The organism is Maribellus maritimus (assembly GCF_022267315.1).
Classification (GTDB): domain Bacteria; phylum Bacteroidota; class Bacteroidia; order Bacteroidales; family Prolixibacteraceae; genus Draconibacterium; species Draconibacterium maritimum.
Window position 1 is genome coordinate 294,653 of the sequence record NZ_JAIKLE010000002.1, and the last position, 12,938, is coordinate 307,590.

A 12,938-nucleotide genomic window follows, 5' to 3' on the forward strand; every position below is an offset into this window, starting at 1 on the left:
ATTCTTTTGTATTTAAGTTATTATTTATTTTTCGTACGTGTCGGGTAAATCATTTTCATATAATATTACATCACCCGATTTAACAAATTTACTGATATGCTGACTTGCCTCCGTAAAGTTCTGTGCAATGTAAATATTTTCTGTTTTATACCCCGTTTCAACCAATCCTTCATAAATAGGTTGCGTAATTTGTTTTCCTACCAAAACCACATAATCACAGGCATCCGAAATTTGTTTTCCAAAGATTCGATTGTAAAAATCTTGTTTGTCTGCAAGTTCAATCATTCCGGGTGTTATTATAATTTTTCTGGTTCCTTCAATATTTTTCAGAACATTTAAAGCCATTTTCGCACCTACAGGGTTGGAATTAAAAGCATCGTCAATTATTGTTATGCCGTTGTTATTCTTTTTTATTTCCATCCGGTGCTGAACAGGAACCATTTTTTTTATTGCGTAGGAAATATTTTCCAAATCAACTTTTAAATGTCTTGCTAAAATCACCGATGCAAGAATATTCGACAAATTATAATCGCCCAAAAGTTTTGTTTCAAACTCACCGATGTTGTCTGTTTTTTGCAGAATATTAAAAGTTGCTCCTTTTTTGCTGTATTTGATATTAGCAACACTGTAATCGGATTCTGTTGTTTGTGTGGAGTAATAAAGAGTTTTGCAATTATCTACTTTTTTGTTCCTGATGTACTCATAATCTGCATTTAAAATGCCTAATCCGTCGGGGGGTAATGAATCGATGAGCTCAAATTTTGTTTTTTGAACATTTTCAATTGTTTTAAACGTTTCAAGGTGTTGCTCGCCAACGGCTGTAAGAATACCGTATTTTGGGTTGACCAAATCGCAGATTTCTTTGATATCGCCGATTTGTTTTGCTCCCATTTCCACAATAAAAACCTGGTGTGTTGGTTTTAGATATTCCCTTATAGTTCGGATAACTCCCATTGTTGTATTAAAGCTGCCGGGTGTCATCAGAACATTATATTTTTCTGACAAAATTCTGTGGAGAAAATGTTTTGTGCTTGTTTTTCCATAACTACCTGTTATCCCTATTACCAACAACTCCGGCATTTGTTTCAGAATGCGCTGTGCATCTTTATAATACCAGTTATTTATTTTCTTTTCAACAGGTTGCAGAATGATATTTGCAAAACCGATAATCAGAAAAGAGAAAACGATTATACCGCATCCGATTAACACCGTTTTTTTTGAAACTCCTAAAAAAACAGCTGTAACAATAATTGGTGTGAGTGTTAAAATCCACAGAGCAACATAAAGTCGTTTTGCTCTTTTGGTATAAACCAGCGGTTTCTTTTGTTTTTTTGAAAAATAGCTGTACGACAAAAACGAATACAGCACAATTATTGAAATAACTGTTGCATAATTGATTTTAGTAAAAAATATCAGGGTAATTATTATGCAAAATATGAGCTCGATAACTCTTTTTTGTTCAAATAAATGTTTTCGCAGCCATCTGTAGTATCGTTTGTTTCTGTAAGAATTTAATTGCATCATATGCAATTCGTATTGCAACTTGGCATGAATAAACGCAAATAGCGCTAAAAAGCTTACTATTACTACTATTTGTTCCATCAATGTTCTTTTTTTGCTGTAAGAAAATTGTTTACTATAATTAAAAACTCATTTCGTTTTTCTAAAAAACAATAATGTCCACTGTTTTTTAATACCACAAGGCCGGCATCGGGAATTAGTTTTTCCATAATTTTTGCATCGGATACTGGTGTTTCTGTATCATTTTCGCCCCAAATTAATAAGGTTGGCGATTTCATTTTTGGCATCACGTGTTTTAAATCCTCGTTTACTACTTTTACTAAAATATCCCGGATTATTCCGTTTGCATTTTGATAATCGCTTGAACCGTTCTTTTTTCGGTAGTTTTCCAATATCGCATTTGCTTTTTGACTGCTAAATAACAAAAGAACTATTCTTTTTATTGTTTTATAGGTATAAACTTTAAAGTAGTATTTTAGCTTTCGTTTGGGCTTTACGCCTGCGCTGCCAACTAAAATTACCTTCTCGGTTTTATTTCTGGAAGAAAACAAAATTGAAACCCTGCCGCCAAAAGAATGACCAATCAAAATTGGATTTTTAATGTTTTCTGTTTTAATAAAAGACTCAATAAACTGCGTGTATTCCTCAACTCCCCATATTTCTTTTGGGGGTTCGCTTTCTCCAAATCCGGGAAAATCGATAGAATAAACCTGAAATGTTTTTTCCAATTCATTTTGAACCCTCTCAAAGATATTTAAATCGCAGCCCCAGCCATGCAGCAGCAATACAGTTGCACCTTCTCCCGTTTTTTTGAATCTGATATTTAATCCATTGATATTTTTGCTTTGTATCATCTTTTTGCAATTGTAATCTACAAAAGTAGCATTAGTCTTTCGATTTTACCTGTTCAGACGGGAGGATAATACTCCTTTTTTTTAACAACATCCGGTTTATTAGCCAGTTTGGTTTGTCTGCATATCTGGCATATGCGCATTGGTTTTTTTACATTCCGGCCGGACAGAAGTTGCTCCGGGGAAAAGATAAAAATGGCTCAAGATTCAGAGCATTTAAATATTTGTGTCCTATTTGTTTAATTTTTTATATCGACCCAGGTTTCCTCTATTTCTTTCATAATTTTCGACGAAGTTCCCGCGATATTGTAAAACAAACGAAGTTGCTGCTTTTTTAAATGATTGTCTGACAAAACGATTTGTTCCTTCAGCTCCATTAATACAGGTGAGAGTTCAGTAGGAATTATATTTTTCTGACTAACAAGATATTTACTGGCTTCATTTAGCACTTCGTTGATTTGATTGGTTATAACCGATATGTTTTCAATAACCGGCATGTTGGTTTCGCGGTGTGCCCCCAGTGCCGAGATATGCGACAAGAGGGCATGATTTAAATAAGTCAGCGTGAGTGCATGTTGCATTAGTTTTCGTTTGCTTCGGGGTTCCTGGCGCATGCTGTTCCAGGCCACCGCCAGTTCATTGTCGGCCAAATGTGCTTCCCGGCGTGCAATCCGGTAGGCCAGGTCATCGACGCTGGTTTCTTTGTACTCACTCACAATTGCCTCCAGGTAAGCCATGTTTTTCTGCATTGCTTTCGAAATAAGTTCGGGCATACGGCGGTATTGCCACCCGGGCCATAAAAACCGAATAGTAAGAAACGACAAAGTAGCTCCAAGCAGTGTGTCAATCAGGCGCGGAAGCATAATATGCAGCCCCGCGTCTTTTGATATCAGGTTAAATGCACTAATGACAAATGTTGTGATAAAGATTACTGCGATGGAATATTTTGTTCGCAACCAATAGAAGAAGGCGAGGGCAGAGGCCATCATCAAAATTGCCTGAGAAGCAACGCTGGTGAAAATGTGCAAAAGTAAAGCACCAAAAATTACACCGGTTACTGTTCCCAATAAACGTTGGAATAATCTTCGGCGTGTATCACTGTAGGTAATCTGGCTTACAAACAAACTGGTTAACATCACCCAGGCTCCCTTATCCAGGGAAAGAGATCGCTCCAGTATAAAACCAACCATAAAACTTAAACTTAGTCGAAGCGCATATCGCATTCGCGGATGTGAAAAATTTAGTTGTCTGCGAAAACGTTCAATCGGACTCCGTTCATCTTTTCGTAAACGCGGAATGGAAGTACCCTGTATAATGTCGTCGAGATATTTTAGTGAAATGTGTGAGCGGTAAAGATTATGATGTAACAAAACCAACGGTTGCGCAATGGAGGCATCCATTTCTTTTAGTTTTATTTCAATGGCATCTGATATCCATTCCAAAGCTTTGGGATGATGATATTCAACTCCCGTGAGCATATTTTCCGCAACCTTCCGCGATGCAAATGCCAGCTGCCGAAGCATCTCTCCAAATCCTTCCATCACCTCCAGCCGTTCTTCTTCGTCGCTTAGTTTGTCATGTCTCTCATGGCTTGAAGCTGCCCGTTCGTGCAGGCTTTGCAATAGCATAAAACGCTGAAGATAGGGGCGCAGGGGCTCCTGGTTTTCGAGCTCTCTGCCATAGTTGTTTAACACTTCTTTTATTTTTTCCAGCGTGTTAACAACATTGATGTTTAACAGTGCCAAATCTTTATTGATGGATTCTTGTTCCTGCTTTTTACTTGGGAACAGCATCGCCTTTTTTTCCAGATAATTTGCCAGCTGCTCAAATCCTACAGCCATTTGTTCATCCAGCAGGCGCCAGGGATTCTGATATAATAAAATCAAGGTAAATGCTCCGTGGAAAAGCGCTCCCAGCGGAAGTAAAACCGCCTGCCAGTACCAGGCCGGACTGATTTCAATTCCCAGCATCGCGTAAATGCCAACCAGTACCGAGCCGAAAGTAATTGCCCGGTAGCGCTCGCCAATTCCGCCAATAAGAATAAAAACAATGGTTGAAAGAACAAATCCTGCCCCAAGCAACCAGGTATAATTGTTTAATAACCCAACAGAAAAGCTGGAGATAAAAAAACTTACAATGGTGATTGACAAGGCTTTAATTCGTCCTTTTGGATGATCGTTGGTTTCTGAAAGTGCACCAGCCAGTGCCCCCAGCGCCAGTGTTACTCCGTAAAAAGGTTTTCCGGCAACAATAAACGGAATAGCCAGAATTCCCATCGACGCAGTTGCGCGCAATGCGTTAAGCCGTCTCGGGCGACGCCAAAAATCCTGCTGAAACTTTTTAATATTTAACTGTAAGTATTGAAATTTCTCTTTACTCATTTGCTTATTTATTTTGCAAAGCTAACGAATGAAGTCAAACAATCGTTGAAAAGAAAATACGACAATGAAAAATAAAAGATTCAGATAAACTTGAATAAAAACAAGTTCAGATTAATGGCTACATTTTGTAGTTTTGAACGAAAAAAAATCTTCTACGATGAAAAAAGTACTTGTTTTGATGCTTGCGGTAATTGTTCTTTTCGCTTGCAATTCAACGTCACAAAAAAAAGAAACAATTCAAGAAAATAATACAATGAAACAGAAAGCAGAGGAGTTTGTGCCATTCGCATTAAAAACAGATTTAAACGTTTTAACAGAAAAGGAAAAACAGATGTTGCCTTTGTTGTTTGACGCAGCTAAAATAATGGAGGAGATTTACTGGAAGGAAGCATTTGGCGAAAAGGATAATTTATTTAATGAAGATTTGGATGAGTACACACGTAAGTTTTTGCAAATTAATTATGGTCCGTGGGAGCGTTTGAATAATAACGAGCCCTTTTTACCTGAATATGGAAAAAAACCGGCAGGTGCCAATTTTTATCCCGCTGACCTGACAAAAGAAGAATTTAACGGCTGGGATGATGAAAACAAAACCAGCTTATATACCATGATTCGCAGGGGGGAAGACCGAGAATTGATTGCTATTCCGTATCATGATTTTTTTGAGGAGGAAACACAAAAAGCAGCAGATTTAATTTTGCAGGCTGCCGAGTTGGCTGAAGATGAAGGTTTAAGAAATTATCTTCTAAAAAGAGCGGAAGCATTGTTGACAGATGAATATTTTGAAAGCGATGTTGCCTGGATGGAGATGAAAAACAACACCATCGATTTTATTGTCGGGCCCATTGAAAATTACGAAGACCAGTTGTTTGGCTACAAAGCTGCTCACGAATCATTTATTCTGATAAAAGACAAAGGATGGAGCGAAAAACTTACAAAGTTTGCAGCTTTGCTGCCGGGGCTCCAAAAGGCGCTGCCCTGCGAACAGGTATACAAAGATGAGACGCCGGGTATTGATTCCGATATGAATGTGTATGACGCCATCTTTTATGCCGGCGATTGTAATGCCGGAAGTAAAACCATTGCCATAAATTTGCCAAACGATGAGGTCGTGCGCGAAACCAAAGGAAGTCGCAAACTTCAGTTAAAAAATTCGATGCAGGCCAAATTTGATAAAATTCTGGTTCCGATATCCGACCTTCTGATTGCCGAAGATCAGCGTAAACACGTAAAATTTGATGCCTTTTTTGAAAATACAATGTTTCATGAAGTAGCACATGGTTTGGGACTTGGAAATACGACAGATAAAAGTACAACCGTTCGCGAAGCTTTAAAAGATACTTATACTTCGATTGAAGAAGGAAAAGCCGATATTCTGGGTTTGTGGTGTGTTTACAAACTAAATGAAATGGGGGAGTTGGGCGAAAAAGATATGATGGACAATTTTGTAACTTTTATGGCCGGAATTTTTCGTTCTGTTCGGTTTGGGGCCGCCAGTGCTCACGGAAAAGCAAACATGATGCGTTTTTACTATTTCCAGGAAACCGGTGCTTTTGAACGCGATACAGCTACAGGAACTTACCGAGTAAATTTTGAAAAAATGAAGGAAGCCATGCTTTCACTTTCTGAAACAATTTTGAAAATTCAGGGAGACGGTGATTACGAAGCTGCCAGATTTTTGATTCAGGAAAAAGGATTTATTCGCGAAGAGTTGCAAAAGGATTTAAATCGAATTGGCGACGCCGGCATTCCCCGCGATATTGTTTTTGAGCAAGGACCGGAGGTACTCGGACTTTAATAAAAAATGGATAAAAAGGGATTTTTTGAAGTTTCAGTTTTTTTTATTTTCATTTTTGCTTTGAACGAAGTCTTTAACTTTTTGTTAACAAGATGAACCGAAGTTTGGTTTATATTTGTCTTGTGAGCATTTTTAAAAACATAGCAACGTTTTTTCTGGGAGCAGTATTTTTGCTGACATCTACCGGCGTTGTAATTTTTGAAACAAACTGTTGTTGCTCAGAATCTGAAAAATTAAGCCTCTACATAAGTCCTGAATCCTGTCATGAAAATGAAAAGGCGCAAAAGGTGCTGGCAACAATTGATGAATGGTCTGCCGACGAAACAAATTGTGAAGAATGTTGCAACTCCGAAAAACGGGATTGCGATTGTGCCGGACCGGAAATGAAATACATTAAGTTGGTGAACCATTTGATCAACGATGAAGTAAAATTTGTTAAACTAAAAGTACTTTCTTATACGCTGGCCAAACAGAATGATTTTTGCCTGCAACTCACAAGTGAAAACCAAAATGAAGAGGACACGGATTTTTATTCAAATCCTCCGCCACAAATAAAATCAACCCTCGATTTTCTTATTCAAATACAACAACTTAAAATCCCATTTTCTGCTTAAGATTTTGTAATAAAAATTGCTCAATAAAATTATTTGAGTTTTAATAAAAGAAATTGTTTGAAACAAGACAGGCCATTTATTTAGTCTCTCAACTTTATGTTGCCGTCTTACTTATCTTAAGCAATGAAAAATATATTAGTCTTATTTTTTTATGTATGTTTTCCTGTAATATCGTTTTCACAAAGCATTTCAGGAAAAGTTTTTGGGAAGGGTGAAAAGGGAGAAAAGCAGCCACTTCCCGGAGTTCATATATATTGGGAAAATACCCAAAACGGTGTTGCATCAAACGACACCGGTAATTTTGAAATCAAACAAAAAGAGGGGCAGCACATGTTGGTTTTTAGTTTTGTTGGTTACACCACAAAAAAACTCCATGTTCATGGTTCAGCTCCATTGGAAGTTGTACTTGAACCCAATTTGGAAATTGAAGAGGTAACTGTAGTTCAAAAAGACCGGGGAACCTATATGTCAAAAATGGATCCGGTTCACACCGTTCGAATCGGAAATGCTGAGTTACACAAAGCTGCCTGCTGTAATTTGGCAGAAAGTTTTGAAACCAATCCTTCGGTTGATGTAAGCTACAGCGATGCGGTTACCGGTGCCAAACAAATTCGTTTACTCGGATTGGATGGTATTTACTCGCAATTGCAAACCGAAAATATGCCCAATTTACGTGGATTGGCAACCAATTTTGGTTTAACTTATGTCCCCGGTCCGTGGATGGAATCCATTCAGGTTTCCAAAGGTGCGGCTTCGGTTGTAAACGGCTACGAATCAATTGCAGGGCAAATTAATGTAAACTACAAAAAGCCTGACGATCAGGAAAAACTGTTTTTAAATGTTTTTGCCAGCGCTGAAGGACGCAAAGAATTTAACGGTAACACAAACATGAAAGTAAAAGGCGATACCATTACTACCGGATTGTTTGTACACGCCTCTGATTTATCAAAAAGAAATGATCACAACAACGATGGTTTTATCGATGAACCACTTATGCAGGTGGTAAACGTATTTAACCGTTGGAAATACAATAATTTTAAGGGATTTATGGCACAGGCTGGCATTGGATTTATGAATGAAGATCGGTTGGGTGGACAAATGGATTTCAGGGAAGATATGGAAAGAACCGTTGAAAATCCATATGGGATAAATATCAAAACCAATCGTTTGGAAGGATTCCTAAAAGGCGGTTATGTAAGCCCGAGTGGAAGAACTGCTGTGGCTTTACTTTCCAATTTTGCATACCACAAAACCAATTCTTTCTATGGCCTGAATGATTTTGATGCAGATGAAACCCGCTTTTATGCCAATGTTGTTTTAACCCGTGACCTCGATATATATGGGAAAAATTCAATAAATACGGGAGTTAGTTTTGTTAACGACCATTTTAATGAAAGCCTGTACTCCAACCCAATAACGCGTACAGAACAAGTGCCGGGAGTTTTTGCGGAGTACACGCTAAAACCAAATGAACAATTTACGCTGATGGCCGGAATTCGTGCTGATTTTCATAATAATTTCGGAACTTTTGTTACACCGCGTATGCACATGCGTTACCAGTTTTCAGAAAATTATACATTTAGAATCAATGCAGGAAAAGGATATCGCACTGCGAATGTGGTTTCGGAAAATATCTTTCTTCTGGCCAATGCCCGCCCTCTTTTATGGAGCGACGATTCCTTTCAGGAAGAAGCATGGAATTTTGGTGCAAGTTTTATTCAGGATTATGTGCTATTTGACCGCGATTTGCAAATTAACGCCGAGTATTTTTATACCCGGTTTCAATCACAGTTAGTGGTCGATCGTGAAACTTCGGCAGAGAATATTATTCTGTCGTCACTGAATGGAAAATCATATGCAGGAAGTTTACAATTTGATATGCGTTACCAACCTGTTGAGAGGCTTGATGTGTTGCTGGCCTACCGTGTAAACGATATAAAACAAACCATTGGCGGAGTATTAAAAGAGAAACCGCTCACAAGCCGTTATAAAGGGTTGGTAAACTTTAATTACACCACAAACTTAAAGAAATGGATGTTTGACTATACCATACAATTTAACGGTGGAGGCCGTATTCCCGTGGTTTCTTCGGATGCCGCGATTGCAACAGGCCCTGAAGAGTTTGACCCTTTTACTATTATGAATGCACAAATAACCAAATACTTCCGATACTGGAATATTTATGTTGGGTCGGAGAATCTGGCTGGTTTTAAACAGAAAAATCCTGTAACAGACGCCGCTCATCCGTATGGAGAATTTTTTGATGCTACCAATGTTTGGGGCCCTGTGCTTGGCCGCCGTATTTATGTTGGACTACGATTTCATTTAAACCATTAATAAAACAAAAAATTATGAAGAAATTAATTTTAATGGCCCTTGTTATTTTTTTTGGGGCGACAGCGAATTCAACATTCGCACAAAAAGAGACGAAAGTAGTATGCTTTAAAAGCAGCATGGATTGCGAAAATTGTCAGAAAACACTAACCGAACATCTTCGTTTTGAAAAAGGTGTAAAAGATTTAAAGGTGGATTTTAATACCAATACTATTTTTCTGGAATATAAAAAAGGAAAAAATAACGACGAAGCCATCGCAAAATCTATTGAAAAAAAAGGGTACAAAGCAGAAAAAATTTCCGAGGACGAATACCATGCTTTGGTAGATAATCAGGAAGTGAAAAAAGAATAGAAAGGGGAAGTTTTTGTATAATACGCTATGACTGGATTTTAAAAAGGGACACTTTGCTGTCCCTTTTTTTTGTATATGATCGATGTTAATTGAACATAGTTTCATATTTTTTTCTTTTTGAAAAACAGAAAAGTCCGTGTCTTGTGCTTCTTCACGGATGAAAATATTTTTATCCTTTTGAAAATGTTGTTATTTTTGGCATTGAATGGTAAAACACAGGACAAATCATCGTGAACAACAACCTAACTCATAAAATAAACCAGAAAAAAACGGTTGCCTTATTTTTTGTTTTTGTTTTCGGATATTTGATTATTCTGATTCTATTAATCGGAGTGCTTTATTTTTCTACGGAAAAAAGAGTCAAAAGTGAAATAAAAAGTGAAGAGCGATATACCTGCTTAAAGACAAGCGATATTACCAACGAAATTGTAAGGCAGATAAAATCAGATGTTTTATTTCTTACCCGCCAAACAAAATCATTCTCAGAACAGTCGAAATATGAGTTTGAAAAACATCTTGTTGAAACTTTTTATGAATTTGCCCTGTCAAAGGAAACATATAACCAGATTCGTTATATCGATGTTTCCGGAAAAGAAAAGGTCAGAATCAACTATTCAGAAGGAAAAGCCGAAATTGTTGAAAAAAAGAAGCTTCAGGACAAATCAAAACGGTATTATTTTCAGGAGATAAAAAGATTACCACAGGATTCCGTCTTTTTTTCTCCTATGGATTTGAATGTGGAGAAGGATGCGATAGAAATTCCTTTTAAACCAATGATACGCATCGGTTCGCCGGTTTTTAATAGGCAACAGGAGTTAACGGGAATGGTGGTCGCTAATTTTTTTGGCGATATAATCATCGATAAACTTATTTCCGAAGATGAAAGTAACAACGGAGAAATTTTGTTTCTGAATAAAAACGGGTATTACTTTATTGGTCTTGAAAAAGATGTAGAATGGGGGTTTATGTTTGATGAGAAAAAAGATAAAACCTTTTTTTATGATTTTCCAGAAGAGAGTAAAATGGTTTATGAAGGTCAGGAGGGAACATTTTCAACCGCCAAAGGTATGTTTACTTTTGCTACAGTAAATCCTCTTTCAAAAGAATTAATGGATGAAGATAAAAAAGGTCCTAATTTTCTCCAGTGGAAGTTAATATCCTTTGTCCCCGCGAAAGAATTGAATTTAATTATTTTAAATGAAGTTAAATCCTGGTGGTTTATTTTTGTTTTTATGAGTTTGATATTTGTAACGCTTTTTTGGTTTTTGTCGCGAAACATTAATTTGAAAATTGAAGCGCGGCGGCAGCTGGTTGAACGGAATAAAGAATTGAGCTATGCAAATGCAACAAAAGATAAATTTTTTTCGATAATTGCCCACGATTTAAAATCGCCGTTTGCCGGTTTACTTGGGCTGTCGGAAGTTTTAGCAGAAAATGCGGCAAATCTTTCAGAAGAGAAATTAAATTCGGTGACCAGGTCGGTTTTCACCACAGCCAAAAATATTTTTGTACTGCTTGAAAATTTGCTGCAATGGGCACGTTTACAAACCGACAAGCTGGCCGTCAGTCTGGAGGAAGTGAACATGAATGAAATGTTGTTTGAGACAGTTGATTTGTTACAAAAGACGGCCTCTCAAAAGCAAATTACTCTAACCAATGAAATTCCGGACGGTTTGAAAATTTACGCAGATGATGAAATGATTAAAACAGTATTTCGTAACATCATTTCAAATGCAGTAAAGTTTACGTCAGCCGGCGGAGAGATCAAACTAAGTGCAAGCGCAAAATCCGACGACAAATGGGTAGAAGTTAAAATTCAGGACAATGGAGTTGGAATGGACAAAGAGCAGCTGAAAAATCTTTTCCGGATTGGTAAAGTTAAATCGAAACCGGGGACTGCAAACGAAAAAGGAACCGGACTTGGATTGATCTTATGCAAAGAATTTATCGATCTCAATAACGGAAAACTTACCGTTGAAAGTGAACCGGGAAAAGGAACGTTGTTTTCTGTTTTTCTGCCAGTGGCTCCCCATAGAAAGTGATTGTAACCAGAATGTTAGAAAAGTTTAAAAGTAATAAAAATGACGTTTTTAAACCGGAATTTAATCGGGGATTTATTTATATTTACGATCTAGATTCATTAATGGAGGGGTATGAGAGCTCCCGGAATATTTTTAAAAAATATGAAGATTTTTATCCCGAAATAATTAACTATTTTGATGATAGAAACGCAAAACAATAACCGTTTTCCGAAAGCAATCGAAGCGTAAACGGTTTTTGAAATTGCGAATTGAAATAAGAAACATTTTGTTTTAATTGTAAATAAAAACATTATGGCAGATATACAGAATTTATTGTTGTTTATAGGACTATCCTGGATATTAATAGTTACACCGGGGCCTGATTTGATTTATGTCCTAACAAAAGGTATTTCCACGGGTAAAAAAGCAGGATTGATTTCTGCATTTGGTGTAACTTTAGGGATTTTTGTTCATACAATATTTGCGGCACTCGGACTTTCAGTAATACTGAGGACTTCAGCACTTGCTTTTATGATTGTTAAAGTAGTTGGAGCCGGTTATCTGATTTATTTGGGAATCAGAACTTTGATTAACAAAGACGAGTTGGATTTGAATAAGGAAAAACAAACCTCCACCAGAAAAATATTTACACAGGGTCTTCTTTCCAACACTTTGAATCCAAAAGTAGCTCTTTTTTTTATGGCATTTTTGCCTCAGTTCATAAAAACAGACGGAACCGAAATTTCACCGGTTCCTTTCCTTGTTCTTGGATCTGTTTTTGCACTGTTTACAATGCTTTTCTTAGCAACATTGGGATATTTCTCTGGCGCAGTAGGGCATTATTTAAAAACAAAAGAATCGGTATCAAAATGGATTAAGAATATTTCCGGCAGTATTATGGTTTTGCTGGGAATCAGACTTGCTTTTTTGCATCAGAAATAAAAGAGAATACACAGCACGAAGCATGTAAAGCATAATTGGGATAATTTAGGAGTTTTAGCCCGTCGCAAATTTTAATCTTTGGGTAAATTTAAAATCTGTAATTTATTTGTATATATGATGGTT

General features: G+C 37.1%; 10 protein-coding genes. 7 read left to right on the top strand and 3 right to left on the bottom strand.

All coding sequences use genetic code 11. From position 1 onward, the window contains the following. Nucleotides 1–24: 24 nt before the first annotated feature. From K5G00_RS03185 to K5G00_RS03195, 3 genes are all read right to left on the bottom strand, one after another. Nucleotides 25–1,602: a UDP-N-acetylmuramoyl-tripeptide--D-alanyl-D-alanine ligase gene (locus K5G00_RS03185; protein WP_238764260.1), complete on the bottom strand. Its 1,578-nt coding sequence runs from the start codon at nucleotides 1,600–1,602 to the stop codon at nucleotides 25–27. After that, complete coding sequence (locus K5G00_RS03190; protein ID WP_238764261.1) at nucleotides 1,602–2,375, bottom strand: alpha/beta fold hydrolase; 774 nt, start codon at nucleotides 2,373–2,375, stop codon at nucleotides 1,602–1,604. Before K5G00_RS03190 ends, K5G00_RS03185 begins: the two co-directional genes overlap by 1 nt. 236 nt (nucleotides 2,376–2,611) lie before the next feature. Continuing rightward, nucleotides 2,612–4,753, bottom strand: coding sequence for an FUSC family membrane protein (locus K5G00_RS03195; protein WP_238764262.1), 2,142 nt, complete (start codon nucleotides 4,751–4,753; stop codon nucleotides 2,612–2,614). 157 nt (nucleotides 4,754–4,910) lie between these two features. Between K5G00_RS03195 and K5G00_RS03200 the strand changes: the two genes are divergently transcribed. From K5G00_RS03200 to K5G00_RS03225, 7 genes are all read left to right on the top strand, one after another. Further along, the gene (locus tag K5G00_RS03200; protein ID WP_238764263.1) at nucleotides 4,911–6,551 is read left to right on the top strand and encodes a dipeptidyl-peptidase 3 family protein; all 1,641 of its coding nucleotides are present in this window, start codon (nucleotides 4,911–4,913) and stop codon (nucleotides 6,549–6,551) included. A gap of 92 nt (nucleotides 6,552–6,643) precedes the next feature. Next, nucleotides 6,644–7,165 carry a hypothetical protein gene (locus K5G00_RS03205; protein ID WP_238764266.1) on the top strand — a complete coding sequence of 174 codons (522 nt, stop codon included), beginning with the start codon at nucleotides 6,644–6,646 and terminating at the stop codon, nucleotides 7,163–7,165. A 123-nt stretch (nucleotides 7,166–7,288) separates the two neighbouring features. Then, complete coding sequence (locus tag K5G00_RS03210) at nucleotides 7,289–9,502, top strand: TonB-dependent receptor (RefSeq protein WP_238764268.1); 2,214 nt, start codon at nucleotides 7,289–7,291, stop codon at nucleotides 9,500–9,502. 14 nt (nucleotides 9,503–9,516) lie between these two features. Beyond that, complete coding sequence (locus K5G00_RS03215; protein WP_238764269.1) at nucleotides 9,517–9,852, top strand: heavy-metal-associated domain-containing protein; 336 nt, start codon at nucleotides 9,517–9,519, stop codon at nucleotides 9,850–9,852. Nucleotides 9,853–10,082: 230 nt separating this feature from the next. Beyond that, nucleotides 10,083–11,894, top strand: a complete 1,812-nt coding sequence (locus K5G00_RS29995) for a sensor histidine kinase (RefSeq protein ID WP_238764270.1) — start codon at nucleotides 10,083–10,085, stop codon at nucleotides 11,892–11,894. A gap of 11 nt (nucleotides 11,895–11,905) precedes the next feature. Further along, nucleotides 11,906–12,094: a hypothetical protein gene (locus tag K5G00_RS30135; RefSeq protein WP_394800854.1), complete on the top strand. Its 189-nt coding sequence runs from the start codon at nucleotides 11,906–11,908 to the stop codon at nucleotides 12,092–12,094. A gap of 91 nt (nucleotides 12,095–12,185) precedes the next feature. Continuing rightward, nucleotides 12,186–12,815, top strand: a complete 630-nt coding sequence (locus tag K5G00_RS03225) for a LysE family translocator (RefSeq protein WP_238764271.1) — start codon at nucleotides 12,186–12,188, stop codon at nucleotides 12,813–12,815. Nucleotides 12,816–12,938: the final 123 nt, after the last annotated feature.

Bases quoted from the DNA above. Each gene is read 5' to 3' on its own strand.
- K5G00_RS03215 (WP_238764269.1), top strand. From the start codon at position 9,517: ATGAAGAAATTAATTTTAATGGCCCTTGTTATTTTTTTTGGGGCGACA.
- K5G00_RS03190 (WP_238764261.1), bottom strand. From the start codon at position 2,375: ATGATACAAAGCAAAAATATCAATGGATTAAATATCAGATTCAAAAAA.
- K5G00_RS03185 (WP_238764260.1), bottom strand. From the start codon at position 1,602: ATGGAACAAATAGTAGTAATAGTAAGCTTTTTAGCGCTATTTGCGTTT.
- K5G00_RS03210 (WP_238764268.1), top strand. From the start codon at position 7,289: ATGAAAAATATATTAGTCTTATTTTTTTATGTATGTTTTCCTGTAATA.
- K5G00_RS03225 (WP_238764271.1), top strand. From the start codon at position 12,186: ATGGCAGATATACAGAATTTATTGTTGTTTATAGGACTATCCTGGATA.
- K5G00_RS03205 (WP_238764266.1), top strand. From the start codon at position 6,644: ATGAACCGAAGTTTGGTTTATATTTGTCTTGTGAGCATTTTTAAAAAC.
- K5G00_RS03195 (WP_238764262.1), bottom strand. From the start codon at position 4,753: ATGAGTAAAGAGAAATTTCAATACTTACAGTTAAATATTAAAAAGTTT.
- K5G00_RS03200 (WP_238764263.1), top strand. From the start codon at position 4,911: ATGAAAAAAGTACTTGTTTTGATGCTTGCGGTAATTGTTCTTTTCGCT.
- K5G00_RS30135 (WP_394800854.1), top strand. From the start codon at position 11,906: ATGTTAGAAAAGTTTAAAAGTAATAAAAATGACGTTTTTAAACCGGAA.